This is a genomic window from Novosphingobium sp. KCTC 2891, assembly GCF_025938155.1.
Classification (GTDB): Bacteria; Pseudomonadota; Alphaproteobacteria; order Sphingomonadales; family Sphingomonadaceae; genus Novosphingobium.
The window spans coordinates 385,414-401,942 of the sequence record NZ_JAPCZG010000004.1 but is presented as its reverse complement, the minus strand read 5'-3'; the positions used below and the strand labels follow the sequence as shown (position 1 = coordinate 401,942).

16 protein-coding genes and 1 pseudogene are annotated in these 16,529 nt (G+C 68.3%); 6 read left to right on the top strand and 11 right to left on the bottom strand.

The window, feature by feature from the left end; genetic code table 11:
* On the top strand, positions 1-205 hold a 205-nt coding region (locus OLX02_RS10950; RefSeq protein WP_264422741.1), incomplete at its 5' end, for an electron transfer flavoprotein subunit alpha/FixB family protein.
* A gap of 173 nt (positions 206-378) precedes the next feature.
* Here OLX02_RS10950 and OLX02_RS10945 read toward each other — a convergent pair.
* Positions 379-876 (bottom strand): GNAT family N-acetyltransferase, encoded by a 498-nt coding sequence (locus OLX02_RS10945; protein ID WP_264422739.1) that lies wholly within the window; start codon positions 874-876, stop codon positions 379-381.
* A 17-nt stretch (positions 877-893) separates the two neighbouring features.
* On the opposite strand from OLX02_RS10945, the gene OLX02_RS10940 reads away from it, so the two are divergent.
* Positions 894-1,829: an isoaspartyl peptidase/L-asparaginase family protein gene (locus tag OLX02_RS10940; RefSeq protein ID WP_264422737.1), complete on the top strand. Its 936-nt coding sequence runs from the start codon at positions 894-896 to the stop codon at positions 1,827-1,829.
* Positions 1,830-1,950: 121 nt separating this feature from the next.
* On the top strand, positions 1,951-2,409 hold the full coding sequence (locus OLX02_RS10935; RefSeq protein WP_264422735.1) for a hypothetical protein: 459 nt from the start codon (positions 1,951-1,953) through the stop codon (positions 2,407-2,409).
* 52 nt (positions 2,410-2,461) lie between these two features.
* Here the strand turns inward: OLX02_RS10935 and OLX02_RS10930 are convergent, their stop codons facing one another.
* From OLX02_RS10930 to OLX02_RS10900, 7 genes are all read right to left on the bottom strand, one after another.
* Positions 2,462-3,373 (bottom strand): RDD family protein, encoded by a 912-nt coding sequence (locus tag OLX02_RS10930; protein ID WP_264422733.1) that lies wholly within the window; start codon positions 3,371-3,373, stop codon positions 2,462-2,464.
* Positions 3,370-4,425 (bottom strand): stage II sporulation protein M, encoded by a 1,056-nt coding sequence (locus OLX02_RS10925; RefSeq protein ID WP_264422731.1) that lies wholly within the window; start codon positions 4,423-4,425, stop codon positions 3,370-3,372. The genes OLX02_RS10930 and OLX02_RS10925 overlap by 4 nt, the downstream gene beginning before the upstream one ends.
* Positions 4,422-5,753, bottom strand: coding sequence for a DUF58 domain-containing protein (locus OLX02_RS10920; protein WP_413630182.1), 1,332 nt, complete (start codon positions 5,751-5,753; stop codon positions 4,422-4,424). Before OLX02_RS10920 ends, OLX02_RS10925 begins: the two co-directional genes overlap by 4 nt.
* Positions 5,750-6,706: an AAA family ATPase gene (locus OLX02_RS10915; protein ID WP_264422729.1), complete on the bottom strand. Its 957-nt coding sequence runs from the start codon at positions 6,704-6,706 to the stop codon at positions 5,750-5,752. The genes OLX02_RS10920 and OLX02_RS10915 overlap by 4 nt, the downstream gene beginning before the upstream one ends.
* Positions 6,703-7,962: a DUF4350 domain-containing protein gene (locus tag OLX02_RS10910; protein ID WP_264422727.1), complete on the bottom strand. Its 1,260-nt coding sequence runs from the start codon at positions 7,960-7,962 to the stop codon at positions 6,703-6,705. Before OLX02_RS10910 ends, OLX02_RS10915 begins: the two co-directional genes overlap by 4 nt.
* Positions 7,959-8,621 (bottom strand): hypothetical protein, encoded by a 663-nt coding sequence (locus OLX02_RS10905; protein WP_264422726.1) that lies wholly within the window; start codon positions 8,619-8,621, stop codon positions 7,959-7,961. Before OLX02_RS10905 ends, OLX02_RS10910 begins: the two co-directional genes overlap by 4 nt.
* Before the next feature lie 63 nt (positions 8,622-8,684).
* The gene (locus OLX02_RS10900; protein ID WP_264422725.1) at positions 8,685-9,575 is read right to left on the bottom strand and encodes a prephenate dehydratase; all 891 of its coding nucleotides are present in this window, start codon (positions 9,573-9,575) and stop codon (positions 8,685-8,687) included.
* Positions 9,576-9,745: 170 nt separating this feature from the next.
* Between OLX02_RS10900 and OLX02_RS10895 the strand changes: the two are divergent.
* A pseudogene (locus tag OLX02_RS10895) lies at positions 9,746-10,351 on the top strand (c-type cytochrome); the annotation flags it as partial.
* Between the two features lie 39 nt (positions 10,352-10,390).
* Entirely contained in the window at positions 10,391-10,645 is a 255-nt protein-coding gene (locus OLX02_RS20195) for a c-type cytochrome (protein ID WP_413630190.1), read from the top strand.
* A 481-nt stretch (positions 10,646-11,126) separates the two neighbouring features.
* Here the strand turns inward: OLX02_RS20195 and infA are convergent, their stop codons facing one another.
* Positions 11,127-11,381 carry a translation initiation factor IF-1 gene (gene infA, locus OLX02_RS10890; protein WP_264422721.1) on the bottom strand — a complete coding sequence of 85 codons (255 nt, stop codon included), beginning with the start codon at positions 11,379-11,381 and terminating at the stop codon, positions 11,127-11,129.
* 251 nt (positions 11,382-11,632) lie between these two features.
* The gene (locus OLX02_RS10885; RefSeq protein WP_264422719.1) at positions 11,633-12,469 is read right to left on the bottom strand and encodes a thioesterase family protein; all 837 of its coding nucleotides are present in this window, start codon (positions 12,467-12,469) and stop codon (positions 11,633-11,635) included.
* Positions 12,470-12,590: 121 nt separating this feature from the next.
* Here OLX02_RS10885 and OLX02_RS10880 point away from each other — a divergent pair, with 121 nt between their 5' ends.
* Positions 12,591-13,523 (top strand): glutathione S-transferase family protein, encoded by a 933-nt coding sequence (locus OLX02_RS10880; RefSeq protein ID WP_264422717.1) that lies wholly within the window; start codon positions 12,591-12,593, stop codon positions 13,521-13,523.
* A gap of 75 nt (positions 13,524-13,598) precedes the next feature.
* Here OLX02_RS10880 and OLX02_RS10875 read toward each other — a convergent pair whose 3' ends face one another.
* On the bottom strand, positions 13,599-16,439 hold the full coding sequence (locus OLX02_RS10875; protein ID WP_264422715.1) for a TonB-dependent receptor domain-containing protein: 2,841 nt from the start codon (positions 16,437-16,439) through the stop codon (positions 13,599-13,601).
* Positions 16,440-16,529: the final 90 nt, after the last annotated feature.

Below are 16,529 nucleotides of genomic sequence, written 5' to 3'. Positions count from 1 at the left end.
CGGCCAGACCGGCAAGATCGTGGCACCGGAAGTCTATGTCGCGGTCGGCATCTCGGGCGCGATCCAGCACCTCGCCGGCATGAAGGACTCCAAGACCATCATCGCCATCAACAAGGACGAGGACGCCCCGATCTTCCAGGTCGCCGACATCGGCCTGGTCGGCGATCTGTTCTCCATCGTTCCGGAACTGACCGGCAAGCTCTGATCCGTTGAACGGACAAGCCTGACAAAGGAAAAGGCCCCGCATTGCTGCGGGGCCTTTTTCGTTTCCGGGCATGCGTCGTTCAGCGAGGCGGAGCGGACCTTGGCCAGAGGGCGCTGGCGGCAGGGCGCTGGCGGCAAATGCCGGCTCGGAGCAACGTCAGAAGATGGCGCGCGTCACGTGAGCGCCAGAGTCATGCATTGGCTGAACCGGTCGACCACGTAGTCGCCAAAGGCCGGGCACGCCGTGAATCCATGCTTGCGATAAAGCGCCACCGCCGGCGCGAAGGCATCGGTCCGGCCCGTCTCCAGGCTGACCCGCGCGTATCCTCGCGCCCGCGCCACGTCCAGCAGGTGCAGCAGCATCGCCTGGCCCACCCCCTGGCCCAGCCATTCGGGCGCGACGCGCATCGATTTCAGCTCGCCGTGCCCGTCACCCAGATGCTTCATCGCGCCCATGCCAGCGATGGCATCGCCCACCCACGCCGACCAGAATGTCACGTCGGCCTGCCGGAGCCGCGCCACGGGCATCGCATGGACTTTGCAGGCGGGCGAGTGGACCTGCATCGCGGCAAGGTGGAACGCCACGAGCGCTTGGATATCCTCGCCCGAGAGGTCGTCCTCGATGATCCGCAAGCCCTTCACGCGTTCCTCCACTGACCAAACCGGTTTCATCTGCTATCGCCTCCGCCATGAGCAAGACAAGCCCCTCCCGCTGGAGCATCGCCATTCATGGCGGTGCCGGATCGATGACCCGCGACACGATGGACGCGGCGGCCACCGCCGAACATGAAGCCGCGCTTGCCGCCGCGCTGGAGGCTGGGGCTGCGGTGCTGCGCGGTGGAGGCTCCGCGCTCGATGCGGTGACAGCCGCCGTCGCCGCGCTGGAGGACGACCCCCATTTCAACGCCGGGCGCGGCGCGGTGTTCACCTACCATGGCACCAACGAACTCGACGCGGCGGTGATGGACGGCGCCACGCGCGCGGCCGGTGCCGTCGCCGGGATCACCCACACCAAAAACCCTGTGCGGCTTGCCCGCGCTGTCATGGAACACGGACCGCATGTGTTCCTTTCGGGCGCCGGGGCAGAGGACTTCGCGCGCGACCACGGCGTCGAGCAGGTCGACCCCGACTGGTTCGCCACCCCCGAACGCTGGCGCCAGCTGGAAGAGATGAAGTCGAAGTCGCTCGGCTGGTTCGACGCCGATCTCAAGTACGGCACGGTGGGCGCGGTGGCGGTCGATGGAGAGGGCCATGTCGCCGCCGCCACCTCCACCGGCGGTCTTACGGGCAAGCGCTGGGGTCGCATCGGCGATTCGCCGCTGATCGGTGCGGGCACTTATGCCGATGACCGCGCCGGAGCGGTCAGTTGCACCGGATCGGGAGAACAGTTCATCCGCGCCGGCGTTGCGCACGAAATCTGCGCCCGCATCCGGCTCGCGGGCGAAAGCGCGCAGGCCGCCGCCGATGCGGTGCTGGCCGAAGTGGGAGCGATGGGCGGCGTGGGCGGCGTGATCGTCGCGACTCCGGCGGGGGACACCGCCATCGCGTTCACCACGCCGGGGATGTTCCGGGGCCGGGCTGACTATTCCGGGGTATCCGAAGTCGCGATCTTCGGCGTCCATTGACCGGATCAGGCTTTGGGCACAGCTTCCGCCCCGCTTAGGCGCCGAGCCAAGAACGGGTTGACCGTCACCGAAGCACACAATGGGGCGAGGGAACTTCGCCCCCTTCGGGAGACGTCACATCATGAAAACCCTCCGTTTCGCGGCGGCAGCCGCGCTTTCGCTCGCGCTGATAGCCCCCATGGCCGCTCCCATTGCCGCCCATGCGCAGGAATTGCCGATCAAGGAGGCCGAACTGGTCGAGGTCGGCATGATCAAGGTCGATGACGGCCACTTCGGAGACTATGCCACGTTCCTGGGTGACCAGTGGCGCAAGAACCAGGAATACGCGCTCAAGCAGGGCTGGATCTCGGGTTACGAGATTCTCAGCAACGAAAACCCCCGCGTTGGTGAACCGGACTTCTACCTGCTGGTCCGCTTCCCGTCGGTGCCCGATGCGGCCGAGCGCAAGCGCCGTGACGATGCCTATATGTCCTATATGCAAACCTCGATGCAAAAGCAGGAAGCCGGTTCGGCCGAACGCGCCAAGTATCGCAAGGTGATCGGCAGCATGCTGCTACGCCACTGGGTCTGGTCGAAGTAACCCACGCCGTTTCGCGCAGGGGCCACGCGCCCCTGCGTGTCCCCCGCCGCATTCAGGCGTGCTTGTCAGCCTTGCGTCGGCCGAAGCGCATTCCCCGTTCCAGCCGGGCACGCAGCTGCGTGTAATAGGCATCGAGGAACGCGCGTTCGTCGCCGGTGCCCGCGCTCCAGCCGATCTTGCCGCAGATCGTCTGCGCCACTTCGACCAGCGTTTCCGGCCGGTTGTCGCGCAGCACGCGTTCCAGTGCCTTCAGTTCGTATTCGCCGTAGACCGCCAGGTCTGCATCGGAGAAGCGGTATTGCGCGCCCGTCGCCGCGCTGCGGCCCGCGCCGCCTTCGCCCAGCGACAGCGCCTGCTCCAGCCGGCGCTTGGGCGCCTCGATCACCCAGGTTCCCGCGATCACGTCGCCGCAGCGCAGGCCGTCGCGGTTGAGGAAGGGGAAGGCGATGAACACCGCGAACCACCCCAGCCCGGCCCAGGCGGCCGGTCCGGTGTCGCTGCCGGTGGACAGCGCGCTGCCGATGAACACCAGCGGCATGAACAGTTCGATGTCACGCATCAGGTTGCGCGCGATTACCGCCTCGGTGGTGAGCGGGCCGCCGCCGCGCGCGGCGATGCGGATGCCGGTCACGCGCTTGCCTGGCGTGGCGCCGCGCGGACCCAGCTCGAAGGCGAGAAACCACGCGTTGCGCAGCAGGAACATGGCGGTGAACCATGCGATGGCCAGCGCCTGCACAGCATGGCCCGCTGGGCCCTTGTTCGTCAGGTTCAGGCCGATGCGCTGCGCCAGCCACAGCAGCGCCAGCGTGGTGAGGACCATTCCCGTACCGATCAGGAACAGGTCGATCAGCAGTGCTCCCGCCCGGCTACCGCGCGTGGCCAGCGTGAAGGGCAGCGCGACCCCTTCGGGCGTGGTCAGCCAGCGGCGGCGGCGTTCGGCCTCGAGCACCACGCGCGCGGTCATGCCGCGCGCCCGCGCCGCCAGACGAACAGGTAGCCGGTCCAGAACACCAGCATGAAGGCGCCCACCACCAGCCGGGGCGCGGTGGCGTCCAGCAACTGGCGCGCGAAGGCTTCGAGCAGCGCGGCAACGATCAGCATCAGCACCACGCCTGTCATCACCAGCGCCGCGCGGCGCCCGGCCGCAGCGGCGGCATCAAGCACGGCCGCGTCGCCGGGAAAGGCCATGCAGCGGCCGATGTGGATGCCCGCCGCGCCTGCCAGCAGGATCGCGAACAGCTCGGTCGTGCCGTGCACCGAAAGCCACCCGACCAGCTCCAGCGTCAGCCCTTGCCCGTGATAGAGCCACAGCAGCGCGCCCAGCATCCCGGTGTTGTGGACCAGCAGCAGGATCGACGGCACGCCGAAGGCAAAACCCAGCGCGAAGGCCATCAGCGAGACTTGCGCGTTGTTGCTGAACAGCGCGGCGGCGAACACCGACAGTGCGGGTTGGTCGGCATTGCCGAACAGGGTGCGCTCCAGCACCGCGCCGCTGGCGCCCGGTACGCGCTCGTCGCCGCCCGGCACCAGCGCGTAGAACCAGTCGGGATCCGACGACACCAGCAGCCAGCCGACCAGCGTGCCCACCACCATCGCCGCCAGCGCGATCAGGATGTCCGGCCCCAGCGCGCGTACCGCCGCGCTCCAGCCGCCGCCCAGGAACTGCCGCAGCCATCCGCCCAGTCCTGCGCGCGGGCCGTGCACGACGAACCACGCGCGCTGCGTCAGCACTTCGAGGTAGGCCACCAGCGCCTCGTCGAGCGAAGTTTCGCGCGCGATCGACAGGCTGGAGGCAGCGGTGCGGTAGAGCACCGGCAGCGCCAGCAGGTCTTCATCCGGCACCGACTTCAGCCGCCCGCGCTCGATTCGCGCGACGATGCCTTCCAGCCGCTTCCAGTCGCCCTCGCGTTCCAGCCGGAAACGATCGGAGCGCAGCGCCGCTTCCTCGGCGGCAGCCACCGCCTGCTCCGCATCGTGGCCCAGCCAGCCCGCCACCCTGTCCGCCAGCGGCTTCATCCGATTGCACCCCTGCGCTTGGTGGCAAGATAGGCGTCGATCAGCCGCGTCCCGATAGCGTCATGCGGCGCCTCGACCACCCGCACGCCCAACTGGCGCAGGCGTTGGAGCACGATCTGGCGTTGGTGGAGCAGGCCGCGTGCGGTCACCGCGCGGGCCACGCTGTCCACGTCCGAAACCGGGCCTTGCGCGATGTCGTCCAGCTCGGCGTCGGCCATCACCACGAATAGCACGACGTGCCTGTCCACCAGCCGCGCCACGTTCTCGATCATCAGTTCCGCGCTGGTCGGATCGGTGAAGTCCGAAAAGATCACCACCAGCGACCGGCGCTGCAGCCGCGTGGCCAGCGTTGCCAGCGCCAGCGTGAAATTCGGTTCCTCGGCGTGATAGTCCAGCGCCGCTGCCGCTTCCTGCAAACGCGGGAAATCGCGCGGCGCGGCCACGAACGGCGTGAACACCAGCGGCCGCGCGGCAAAGCCGAACAGCGCTACGCGGTCCTGCGCCTTCAGTGCGACCCACGCCGTGGTCAGCGCGGCGGTTATGGCGCGATCGATCCGGGCGAGGCCGGCCACCGGCTCGCACATCGCCTGCCCGCAATCGAACGCGAACACGATCTGGTTGTTGCGCTCCGTCTCGTACTCCCGCGCGTTGAGCCGGGCGTGGCGGGCGGAGCTTCTCCAGTCGATTCGGCGGCGGTCCATGCCCGGCTCGTAGTCGGCCAGCGATTCGAATTCGGTGCCTTCGCCGCGGATGCGCCGCGCAACGAAACCGAACTGGGCATCGCGCAGGAACAATTGCAGCGCGGGGCTGCGCACGGGGCTGAGATCGGGCCGCACGCGCACCGCATCGTCCAGCGGGCGGAACACGATCCGCTGCGCCAGCCCCAGCGGACCCTGCCAGCGCAGCCACAGCCCGGATGCCGCGCCCGTGCCGCGCCGTCGGGGCGCGATTTCGGCCACGCCCTGCCACACGCCATCGGCGCGGGTGAGCGGCAGCACCAATCGCCCGCCCTCGGCCAGCCGTGGGTCCACCGCCAGCGCGGCTTGCGGGCGCGCGACAGGCGATGCGCGCACCAGATCGGCCAGCACCACGATTCGCAGCGGATGGCCCACTTCGGCATCGGGCGGCACCAGCGCGCGCAGGTCGCCGCATTGCCCCGCGAACATGGCATCGAGCAGCACCAGCATGAACAGCGCACCCGCCAATGCGGGCGCGGCGATCCACGCCGCCGGCGCTATGGCGGCCAGCACCAGCGCGAGCGGCGCCGCCGCTACCAGCAGCAGCACCGCGCGCGCGGTGGGGTGAAAGGTCGGCGGGCGCAGCCTCACCGCGGGCTTTCGGTCCGCTCGATCAGGTCGGCCACGATCGTTTCTGCCTGTCGGCCCTCGATCTCCGCCGCCGGGCTCAGCACCATGCGGTGACGCAGCACGGCCGTGGCCAGCGCCTTCACGTCATCGGGGATCACATAGTCGCGCCCGTCCAGCGCCGCGCGCGCTCGCGCCGCGCCTGCCAGAAGCACGGCGGCGCGCGGGCTGGCCCCGGCGACCAGATCGGCGCTGTCGCGCGATGCGCGCACCAGCCGTACCACATAGTCGACGACGCTCTCCGCCAGCGCGACCGAGGCCAGCGCCCGTCCGGCCTCGGCCAGCATCGCGGCATCGGCCACGGCCGAAACGCCCAGTTCCTCTGGCTGCGGTGCGCCGCGCCCTTCGCCGTAGCGAGTCACGATCCGCGCCTCTTCCTCGGCGCTGGGATAGGCCACCAGCAGCTTGAACAGGAACCGGTCGAGCTGCGCTTCGGGCAGGGGATAGACGCCCTGGTTCTCGATCGGGTTCTGCGTGGCGATCACCATGAAGCGGTCGGACAGCCGATGGGCCTCGCCGTCCAGAGTCACGCGGCGCTCCTGCATCGCTTCCAGCAGCGCGGCCTGCGTCTTGGGCGGGGTGCGGTTGATCTCGTCCGCAAGCAGGAGTTCGTGGAAAATCGGCCCGCGCGTCAGGGTGAACTGGCTGGTCTGGAAATTGAACAGGTTCGATCCCAGGATGTCGCCCGGCATCAGGTCCGGCGTGAACTGGATGCGTCCGAAATCGAGGCCCAGCGCGGCGGCGAAGCTGCGCGCGAGGAACGTCTTGGCCGTGCCCGGTGGCCCTTCGAGCAGCACGTGGCCGCCCGCCAGCAGCGCGATGAGCAGATGGTCGATCACCTCGTGCTGGCCCACCACGGACTTGGCCACCTCGCCCCGGATCGCCTGCGCCAGTGCGCGCACCTCGTCGAGAGTCATCGGGTCAGGTCCTTTTCGATGGCATGGAGTTCGGCCGCGAACCGCGCGACATCATGGGATTTGTGCGCGCCCGAAAGGCGGGCGGCGGCGCTGGAGAACGGCGCGGCGCTTGATCCGCGACTCTGCTGCACACGGTCGATGGCGGCATCCGTTGCCGCGGACGCCCGCCCTTTCGGCAGCCCCAGCGCAGCCACCAGCCGTTCGCGCACGGCATTGGCATAAGGCGCTGCGACAAGGTGCAATCGGCCCGAGCGGCGAATCAGCCCGGCGGCATTGGCGACCAGCGCGGTCTTGCCGTGGGCCAGTGCAGGGGGCGGGACACGCGGCGGGCCGAAGCGCATCATCCCGCGCCAGGCCGCCGCCGCCATTGCCAGCACCAGGCAGATCGTCGCCGCTAGGAATGGCGGCTCGAACGCCAGCGTCAGCAGGTTGCGCGCGCCGCCCAGCCCGTTCAGCGTCAGGTCGAACGTGACCGGTTGGGTGCGCGTTTCCGCCGCCGCCGCGATCAGATCGTGCGCGGCAAGGCCCGTGGCGCGGTCGGCCATGCCCCAGTTGTCGAGCAGGTCCGGCTCGAACACGAAGACCAGCGGATAGAGCGAGGTATCGTCGCCGCCGAGCGGCCGCGCGATCCCGGCGAGCCGTTCCAGCGAGGAATAGTGCCCCGCATCGCCGACGAAAGCCGCCAGAACCCGGCCGTCGCTGGCCCGGACCAGCGGCACGAGCGCGGGGCCGCTGCCCGAAAGCACCGTCTTGGACATGGGTAGTGCGCCCCCGCGCGCGCCGCTCCGCCAGCCGCGTGCGGGGGCGAGCGAGACGGAAACGTCATCGGCAAAACCGGGCCATTGGGGCGGCTGGGCGCCGACGATGGCGGTCCAGCCGCGCTGCGCCCTGCTGTCGCCCCCAATGGGCGCGGCGATCCATTTGGGCGTCACCACCAGCGTCGGGCCGACATGGCGGTGGCGCAGCACGATCGCGGCGATATCGCTGCCCTTGGCATCGGCTGGCGGCGTCAGCACGAGCAGACCGGGGCCGTCCGCAGCGCTGATGGATCGTGCGCGCCGCACTTCGTAGCCATCGGCCTCCAGCATCGCGGCCAGCGCGGCAAAGCCGTTCAGCCCGCGCCCGCCCACATGGCCGCCGCCGTTGTTGGCATTGCCCCCATCGTGCCCCAGCGACCACAGCAGCGCCAGAAAGGCGAGGCTGCCCACCAGCAGCATCCCGATCACCGTGCCGCGCGCAAAGGGCGGGGCGTTCATGCCCGGCGCTCCCGCTCCAGATCGACAAGCGCGAATTCGGCATAGGCGCGGCGCGTGCGCTGCCAGTCCTCGGCGGAAAGGTCGCGCAGGGCATAGATCGCACGCTCCACCTCGCGTGCCATCGCGGCAAAGGCGGCGCGCGCGGCGGCTGGCATCGGCTCCAACGCGGCAATCTCGCGTGCGGTGCTTGCGGGGGAAAGCCAGTCCGGCCGCGCGCCTGCAATCTGCTGCACGCTGCGCCTCAGCAGCAGGTGCGCCGCCTCGCCGAAGCGCCCTTCACCGGCGAGGCGATCCGCATCGGCGAGCAGCACCTCGGCTTCCGCCCGGTCGGGCGCCCAGCCATCATCCCCTGCAGCCTTGCGCCGGCGACCCTGCCACATCGGCCAGATCAGGCGCCATGCGATCCATGCCGCGCCGATCACCGCACCGATCAGCAGCAAAGTCTCGATCGTGCCCCAGCCTTTGCCCAGCCAGCGGCCCAGCGGCTCGATCAAGCGGTCGATGAAGCGGAACAGCGCGGCCAGCCATTCGGGCAGGTGGGGTGGTGCGGTTTCGCGCGGGGAAAGGGGGGCATACTGGATATCCGCCATGCCACGCGCGGCGCGCCACGCGCGCTCGCCTGCTTCGGCGTCGGATAATGCCTGGGTCGTGCCCGTCACGCAGCGATTGGTCGCACGCGCCCGCGGCTGGGGCAAGCGTGCGATGCCGCCGCGGCGCGCGAATCAGCCCCGCTGGCGTTCCAGCGGGTAAGTGCCCAGCATCCGCACCCGCTTGGCGAAGAAGCGCAGCTCCTCCAGCGCGCGGTCCACCGCCGGATCGCCCGGGGCGCCCACGATGTCGGCAAAGAATTCGGTGGCGGCAAAGCTGGCGCCGCGCTGGTAGCTTTCCAGCTTGGTCATGTTGACGCCGTTGGTCGCGAAACCGCCCAGCGCCTTGTAGAGCGCGGCGGGGATATTGCGTACCTCGAACACGAACGTGGTGATCGCCGGGCCGGTGATCGTCGCCGGATCGAGCGGATCCTTGGCCAAAAGGACGAAGCGCGTGGTGTTGTCGTGCGCGTCCTCGACGTTTTCCGCGATGACTTTCAGACCATAGAGTTCGGCCGCGATCTTCGGCGCCAGCGCGCAGACCGCGGGATCGCCCATTTCGGCGACAAAGGCTGCGGCGCCGGCGGTGTCGGCATAGCTCATCGGCACGATCCCGCGTTCGCGCAGGTAGAATCGCGATTGGCCCAGCGCCTGCGGATGGCTGTAGGCGGCGCCGAACGGCCCGTCGCCCAGCGCCATCAGGCAGGCGTGGATTTCCATGAAATGCTCGCCCACGATCGACAGGCCGCTTTCGGGCAGCAGGAAGTGGATGTCGGCAACCCGGCCGTGCTGTGAGTTTTCGATGGGGATGATCGCCCGTGCGGCGCGGCCTTCCTTCACCGCGTCGAGCGCGTCCTCGAACGAGAAGCAGGGCAGCGGCAAGCCGTCGGGCAGGGCTTCCAGCGCGGCGCGATGGGAATTGGCGCCGGGCGCGCCCTGGAACGCGACCGCGCGCGCAGGATCGGCGGCGGCGGCCGTGGTCATCGATTCGACGATGCGAAGGGCGGGCGTGGGGTAGCTCTGCATGGCGCAGCGCGCTTAGGCCGCGCGCCGGTATGCGGCAAGCAGCTTTGTCCCCGCCATAGGAACAGGATGCTGCAATGGCTCTTGCGCAGTTGCGGGGGGCTGACTAGAGCGACCCCAAACAAGGCGCGGGGGCTGGCAGGGTGCCGGCGGGGCGCAGCATGGGGCTCGGAATGGACGACCGTTTCAACACCATCGCCGGTTGGACGCTGTTCGGCGGTATCGTCGCGCTGGGGCTTTCGAGCCTTTCGGCGCACTACTTCCTTGCCGACAAGCATGAACGTCCCGAAACGATGGGCTATGCGATCGAAGGCGTAGAGGCTGAAGGCGGCGCTGGCGCCGCGGCGGTCCTGCCGATCGCCAACCGTCTCGCCACTGGCGACGTTGCCAAGGGCGAGGCGATCTTTGCCAAGTGCAAGGCGTGCCACACCATTGATCAGGGCGCTGCCAATGGCATCGGCCCGAACCTTTGGGCGACCGTGGGTGAAGGCATTGCCCAGGGCAAGGCCGGCTTCGCGTTCTCGGATTCGCTCAAGGCCAAGGGCGGCAAGTGGGACTTCGCTGCGCTCGACGAGTGGCTGACGAACCCCAAGAAGTTCGCCGATGGCACCAAGATGTCGTTCGCCGGCATTGCCAACCCGCAGGAACGCGCCGACGTTATCCTGTACCTGAACTCGAAGGGTGCCAACCTGCCGCTGCCGGCGCCTGAAGCGGTTCCGGCCGCCGGGGCCGCTCCGGCCGCTGGCGCTGCGGTTGCCGTTGTCGGCGACGCCGCTGCGGGCGAGAAGGTCTTCGCCAAGTGCAAGGCGTGCCACACGATCGACAAGGGCGCTGCCAACGGCATCGGCCCGAACCTGTTCGGCATCGCAGGCGAAAAGGTCGCGGGCGACCGCGGCGGCTTCGCGTTCTCCGACGCGCTGAAGGGCAAGGGCGGCGCCTGGGACGACGCCACGCTCGACACCTGGCTGACCGGCCCCGCGAAGTTCGCGCCCGGCACCAAGATGACCTTTGCGGGTCTTCCCGATGCCAAGCAGCGTGCGGACGTGATCGCCTACCTCAAGTCGAAGAAGTAAGCGCTTCTCCCGACGCAAAAGCAAAAGGGCGCCCTGCGGGGCGCCCTTTTTCGTTGGGGCATCAAGGTGTGGTGCCGCTTCGCCAGGGATCATCCAGTTTCACCGCCGATCAATCCTGCGGTGGCGGGGATCGGCTAGAACGTCGCGGCAGGACTCTTGCCCGCGAGAGGATGGCCAGGGGCGTTGGAAGCGTCGCGCCGCGCGGGCCTGCCCACATACAAGAAAGGGCGCCCTTTCGGACGCCCCTGCCGGTGTTGCCAACCGGGAATGCCGGCCGGGTTGATCGCCTGTATCAGTCCACCATGTCGCGAACGATGCGGCGCAGTTCCTCTTGGGAAAGCGCGCAAGGAGCGGGAGATTCGCGGTTCGGACGGGTCCGGAACGGCGCGGGGTGGCAGGCGGAGAAAATCGAAGTCGACTTGTGTTCGTTCAAATACATCAGGTTTCCTGGCGCGGATATGCGCCGTGTTCAAAAAAGGGCTCAGCGCCTGCGCACGGCCCCCGGACCACCGCCACCGATCTTTTCACGGTAGACGATACGGCCCTTGGTAAGGTCGTAAGGGGTCATTTCCACGCGGACACGGTCGCCAACGATCGAGCGGATGCGGAACTTGCGCATCTTGCCCGCAGTATAGGCGATGATCCGATGGTCATTCTCAAGCCGGACTCCGAAGCGACCATCAGGCAGGATCTCGTCGATCTCGCCATCCAGCGTCAGCAGTTCTTCCTTGGCCATGAGAGTACCCTTCACGATATTGCGTCTGACAGCGCCGCATATGCGGAGCCGCATATGCAGAAATGCGCGCATCCGCCAGTTTGATCCAGCAGGGGCGGGCGGCTTGGGATGGAAAAAGGATGCGGCGAATCGGGTTCAGCCGCGTGATTTTCCGTCGCAGGCGACGTTGTCTGCGCCCCATATGGACCCAAATGCCGGAAAATGCAAGCCCGCCGCCCACCGGTCGCTTTACAGGGGCCGCTGGTCGTGCATCACGCGGGCCGCTTGCGCACCTGGGCGGCGGCGGCAACGTTGATCGTCCCGATCGGCCCGGAAAGGTCGTGCAGCCGGCATTCCCCCACGGCCACCCCGGCTTCGGACAAGTGCCCGGTGAGTTCGTAGCCAAGCCATTCACCCTGCGGCTGGCGGTGCAGATAGACCGTGAAGTCGGTGTTGACGAAGTCGATCCCGAAGCGGCTGCTGTGGGTCAGCGGGCTGGAAAAGTCGCCGGTCATGGCGATCTGGGTGAACGGCGTCAGCGGGTGGCCCGCCACGATTTCGCCCAGCGCCTTCATCCACATCTGCCGCGTTTCGGGCTCGGCCAGATCGCCCAGCACCGGCGGATTGCCGCGCGCCGCCTCGCCGCCCAGGGGCGCGATCCGCGCCACGCGGGCATGGGCGGCGGGAATGGGCCGCGCGTCCCACCGGCTGAAACGGGTCATGGCCGGCAGCGTCTCGGGATGCGGGGCGTCCCATGCGGGCGTCTGCCACGTGGGGTTCTCGGGCTGCTGGGCGCGGTGCACGAACTGGCACGTCGCGCGCGTCACCAGCTTGCCATCGGCATGGATGCGCGCCTCGATCAGCTTGAGCCGGCGGCCGTCGTGGATCGCCTCGGTGGTGACGCGCAGCGGGATCGCGGGGGGCATCCGCAGCATGTCCACGCAAAAGCGCGTGGGCACCAGTTCCGGCCCGCCGAAGTCGCGTTCGATCACGAAGCCGGTCAGCGCCGCCACCGCCGCGCCGGTGAGCGTGCCTTCCTGCCAATAGCCGCGCCCTGCGCGGGTGGGCACGAACAGATCCCCATCGGTTTCAAACATCGGCTGCGACAAGAACGGACCCCCAGACGGTCGGCACCAAGGCCGGAAAGGCCGGGTTAATTGCACGATTAAATCGGGTTGCCAAGCGGACGCCGCGAGCGATAGGATCGCGCACGATAAAAGGGAGAGAGCCGTGACCCAGATCCTCTTGCACCACTACGACAGCTCGCCGTTCTCGGAGAAAGTCCGCATCTGCCTCGGCATCAAGGGGTTGGCCTGGGGCGCGGTGGACCAGCCGGTGATCATGCCCAAGCCCGAGCTGCTGCCGCTGACGGGCGGCTACCGCAAGATTCCGGTGATGCAGCTCGGCGCCGACGTCTACTGCGACAGCGTGCTGATCGTGCGCGAGCTGGAAGCGCGCTTTCCCGCCCCCAGCCTTCATCCGAGCGGAACCGGCGGTCTGGCCGCGGCAATGTCCGAATGGACCGACCGGGCGTTCTTCCAGGCCTCGGTGGCGGTGATCTTCGCGCACGTGGGCGACACCATCGGTGCGGATTTCATCAAGGACCGCGAGAAGTTGAGCGGCGCGCCGTTCGACACCGCGGCGATGAAGGCGGCGTTCCCGCACATGGCCACGCAGCTGCGCGCGCACGCCGCGCTGGTGACCGAGCAGCTGGCCGATGGCCGGGCTTTCCTGGGCGGGGCGGCGCCGGGACTGGCGGACGCCAACGCGTTTTACAACTTGTGGTTCGTGCGCTCGTTCTATCCTCCCGCTGCGCCGCTGTTCGAGGATCTGCCCGGACTGGCGGACTGGTATGCCCGCGTCGTCGCATTGGGCCATGGCACCCGGCGCGAGGTGAGCCGCGCCGAAGCGCTGGACGCGGCGCGCGCCGCATCGCCTTCGGACCAGCCGGTGCCGGCGGGCGAGGCGGCGGCTAGCGCCGGGGACCTGGCGCTGGTGGGGCACAAGGTGATCGTTTCCGCTACCGATTATGGCCGTGATCCGATTGCAGGCACGCTGGTGGCCGCATCCGCGCTGCGGCTGGTGATCCGGCGCGAGGACCCGGATCTGGGCGCCATCAACGTCCACGTCCCCCGCCTTGGTTTCGCGCTCGCGGCAGGCTGACAGACATGAAAAAGGGCGGGCCCTGCCGATGCAGGACCCGCCCCTTTCAGGCGGCCGCAGGGAACGGCCCGCCAGTTACAGGCTGTAGCTCAGGCGCAGGTAACCGAACTGGCCCGGGACGTCGTAGGTCGTCGGGTCGTAGTTGTTCAGGCTGCAGCTGAAGCAGGCCGGCGGGTTCACGTCGAACACGTTGTTCACGCCCAGCGTCAGCGCAAAGCGGCTGTCGAGGAAGCTGGGGCGGTACTGCACCTGAACGTCGGTGTAGAAGCGGCTGGCCAGCTTCTTGGTCGTGTCCTGGATCTCCTTGACGCCGCTGATGTAGCGTCCGGTGAGCGTGGTGGTCACCGGGCCCATCGTCCAGTCGAGCACGGCGGTCGACTTGAAGCGGGGATAGGCCTGGTCCGGGCTGCCGCGCTCGGTGCCGGTGTAGTTGGTCGTGGTCACGCCGTCGGTGGAGGGCACGCCTACCTGATACTTGAACAGGAAGTTGGCATAGACCGCGAGGCTGAATGCGCCTGCGCCGGTTTCGCCGCTGCGCAGGTTGAGCGTGGCGTCCAGGCCGCGGGTGCGGATCGTGCCGGTGTTGAGCAAGACCCCGTTGATCGACGAGATGAAGCCCGAGGGCGTGCGCTTGACCGCGTTGCAGCTCAGCGCGTCACCCGCCAGCGCGCAGCGGTTGAGCAGCACGTCAGCGCCGATCGAATCGACCGCGCCTTCCAGCTTGATGTCGTAGTAGTTCAGCTCGAGGCTGATCTTCCGGTCAGCCCAGTCGGGGCTGTAGACGCCGCCGATCAGGATGGTCCGCGCGGTTTCCGGCTGGAGGTTGGGGTTGCCGCCGGTGAGGACCGGAAGCTGGCCGCCCTGCGGTTCCTGGTAGCTGCCGTTCGCCGGCACGCCATTGGCGATGCAGTTGGCCTTTGCCGTGGCGGACGTCTGCCACAGCGAGCCGGTGACGTTGGTGCACGGATCGGACAGCGGCTGGTCGAAGCGCGACTGCGCCCCGTAGAGCTCACCGATCGAAGGTGCGCGCAGGCTTTCGGCATAGGAGCCGCGCAGCATGAAGTCTGCCACCGGCTTCCACTGCACCGACCCGGTCAGCGTGGTGTTGCCGCCGAACGTCGAATAGTCCGAATAGCGCGCCGCGCCGCTCAGTTCGAGATAGTGGAAGAACGGCACGTCCTTCAGCAGCGGCAGGCGCAGTTCGCCGTAGACTTCGTCGACCTTGAAGCCGCCGCGTGCCGCCTGCGCCGGAATGTCGGCGCCAAGGCCCGCCTGGATGATCGGGTCCGGATCGAAGTAGCCCTCCTGCTTGCGGTGTTCGGCGCCGATGGCGATGCCCACCGGGCCGCCGGGCAGGTCGAACAGTTCGCCCGAAAGGTTGGCCTGGAAGTCATACAGCGCCTGGCCGCTCTTGGCGTGCTCGTCGAAGCCGACGAACGAGAGCATCGCCGGGGTCACCGAACCGACGCCGCCGAAGATGTTGAACGGAACGCAATCGCCGGTGCAGGCCGAGATCGGGCCTAGCGCCTGGGCCAGCTTGGCCGCGTTGACGTTGCCGGTGAACAGCTGGCGCGCGTCGTTGGTGCCGTAGACGCCGGTCACGTCCCAGAACCAGTTGCGGCCCAGCAGGCTGAACTTGCCTTCGAACCCGCCCTTGACGTCGAACGTATCGACGTCCTGCGTGTAGGTGCGCTGGCCGGCCTCGACCAGACGGCGCGCGATGAAGGAATAGTTGCTCGAATCGAGCGTGACGCCGAACGGATTGTACGGGTTGGTCGCGTCGATCTTGATGGTGTCGAGCAGGTTGCCGTTGCCCGCATCGGGTCCGACGAACAGCGGCAGGAACGCGGCCTGGTTCTGGGAATGGCGGTGGTTGTAGACCGCGGTCAGTTTGGCGGTGATCGCATCGCTGAATTCGGCACGCGCGTTGATGAAGCCGCCGTAGCGTTCGCTGGGCGTCTGGAAGTAGTTGTAGGGCGCGAAGTTGAAGCGGTCGGCCGAAGTGAAGGCCTTGAAGTCGCCCGTCGCCAGCGTGGGATCATAGACCGCGTTGCGGCCGACGACCGGGCCGCGCAGCGTCATGTTCTGGCCGAAAGCGATGAACCGGCCGAGCGGGGTGGCGCTGGAGCAACCACCGATCGGGTCCGAGCACGAGGTCTGGCCGGGGTTGGGGAACTGCGAGATCGAACGATCGCGGGCGCTGACCGAGCCCTGCTTGACGTAGCTGCCGCCGACGACGAGCGAGACGCCGTCCTTCCCGGTGCCCCAGCTCATCTGGTAGTTCTGCGTCTCGCCATCGCCCTTGCCGAGGAAGCCGCCATACTGCGCCGAGGCGCGGAAGCCCTTCTGCTTGCTCTTGGTGATGATGTTGACGACGCCGGCGATGGCGTCCGAACCATAAAGCGGAGAAGCGCCCGACTGGAGCACTTCAATGCGTTCGATCATGCCTTCGGGGATCGAGTTGAGATCGACCGAGGCGGGGATGCCGCTCGCCGAGGCGCCGTTCACGTAACGCACGCCGTCCACCAGCACGAGCGTGCGCTTGCCGCCAAGGTAGCGCAGGTCGATCGTGGCCGAGCCCGCGCCGACGCCGCCGCCGTCCGGCGGATTGCCGAGGTTGCCCGAATTGTTGAACTTGCTGTTGAGGCCGCCGGCCGAGCTGGGCAGGCGCTGAAGCACGTCCGCGATCGACGACAGGCCGGTCTTGGCGATGCTTTCGCTGTCGAGCGTGACCACCGGCGCTGCCTGGTCGAGCGGATCGCGGCGAATGCGCGAGCCGGTGACGAGGATTTCGGTGGCTGCGTCCGCGCTTGCGCCTTCCGCCGGGGCGGTCTGGGCCATCGCGGGAAAGGCCGTAGCCGTGCCGATGACTGCGAGCGCTGCGCCCGCCAGCCAGGTGCTGCCGATTCTGTTCATCAGGAAAATCCCCCTGTGGTTTTCACAACACCAATCGCGCCCAGTCCCCGCGCAACAGGTATGATGTGAAACTACAGGCCCGATTTGCGC

Excerpts from the sequence above, each read along its gene's own strand:
- OLX02_RS10925 (WP_264422731.1), bottom strand. The coding sequence starts at position 4,425 with ATGAAGCCGCTGGCGGACAGGGTGGCGGGCTGGCTGGGCCACGATGCG.
- OLX02_RS10930 (WP_264422733.1), bottom strand. The coding sequence starts at position 3,373 with ATGACCGCGCGCGTGGTGCTCGAGGCCGAACGCCGCCGCCGCTGGCTG.
- infA (WP_264422721.1), bottom strand. The coding sequence starts at position 11,381 with ATGGCCAAGGAAGAACTGCTGACGCTGGATGGCGAGATCGACGAGATC.
- OLX02_RS10910 (WP_264422727.1), bottom strand. The coding sequence starts at position 7,962 with ATGAACGCCCCGCCCTTTGCGCGCGGCACGGTGATCGGGATGCTGCTG.
- OLX02_RS10935 (WP_264422735.1), top strand. The coding sequence starts at position 1,951 with ATGAAAACCCTCCGTTTCGCGGCGGCAGCCGCGCTTTCGCTCGCGCTG.
- OLX02_RS10945 (WP_264422739.1), bottom strand. The coding sequence starts at position 876 with ATGAAACCGGTTTGGTCAGTGGAGGAACGCGTGAAGGGCTTGCGGATC.
- OLX02_RS10940 (WP_264422737.1), top strand. The coding sequence starts at position 894 with ATGAGCAAGACAAGCCCCTCCCGCTGGAGCATCGCCATTCATGGCGGT.
- OLX02_RS10875 (WP_264422715.1), bottom strand. The coding sequence starts at position 16,439 with ATGAACAGAATCGGCAGCACCTGGCTGGCGGGCGCAGCGCTCGCAGTC.
- OLX02_RS10915 (WP_264422729.1), bottom strand. The coding sequence starts at position 6,706 with ATGACTCTCGACGAGGTGCGCGCACTGGCGCAGGCGATCCGGGGCGAG.
- OLX02_RS10900 (WP_264422725.1), bottom strand. The coding sequence starts at position 9,575 with ATGCAGAGCTACCCCACGCCCGCCCTTCGCATCGTCGAATCGATGACC.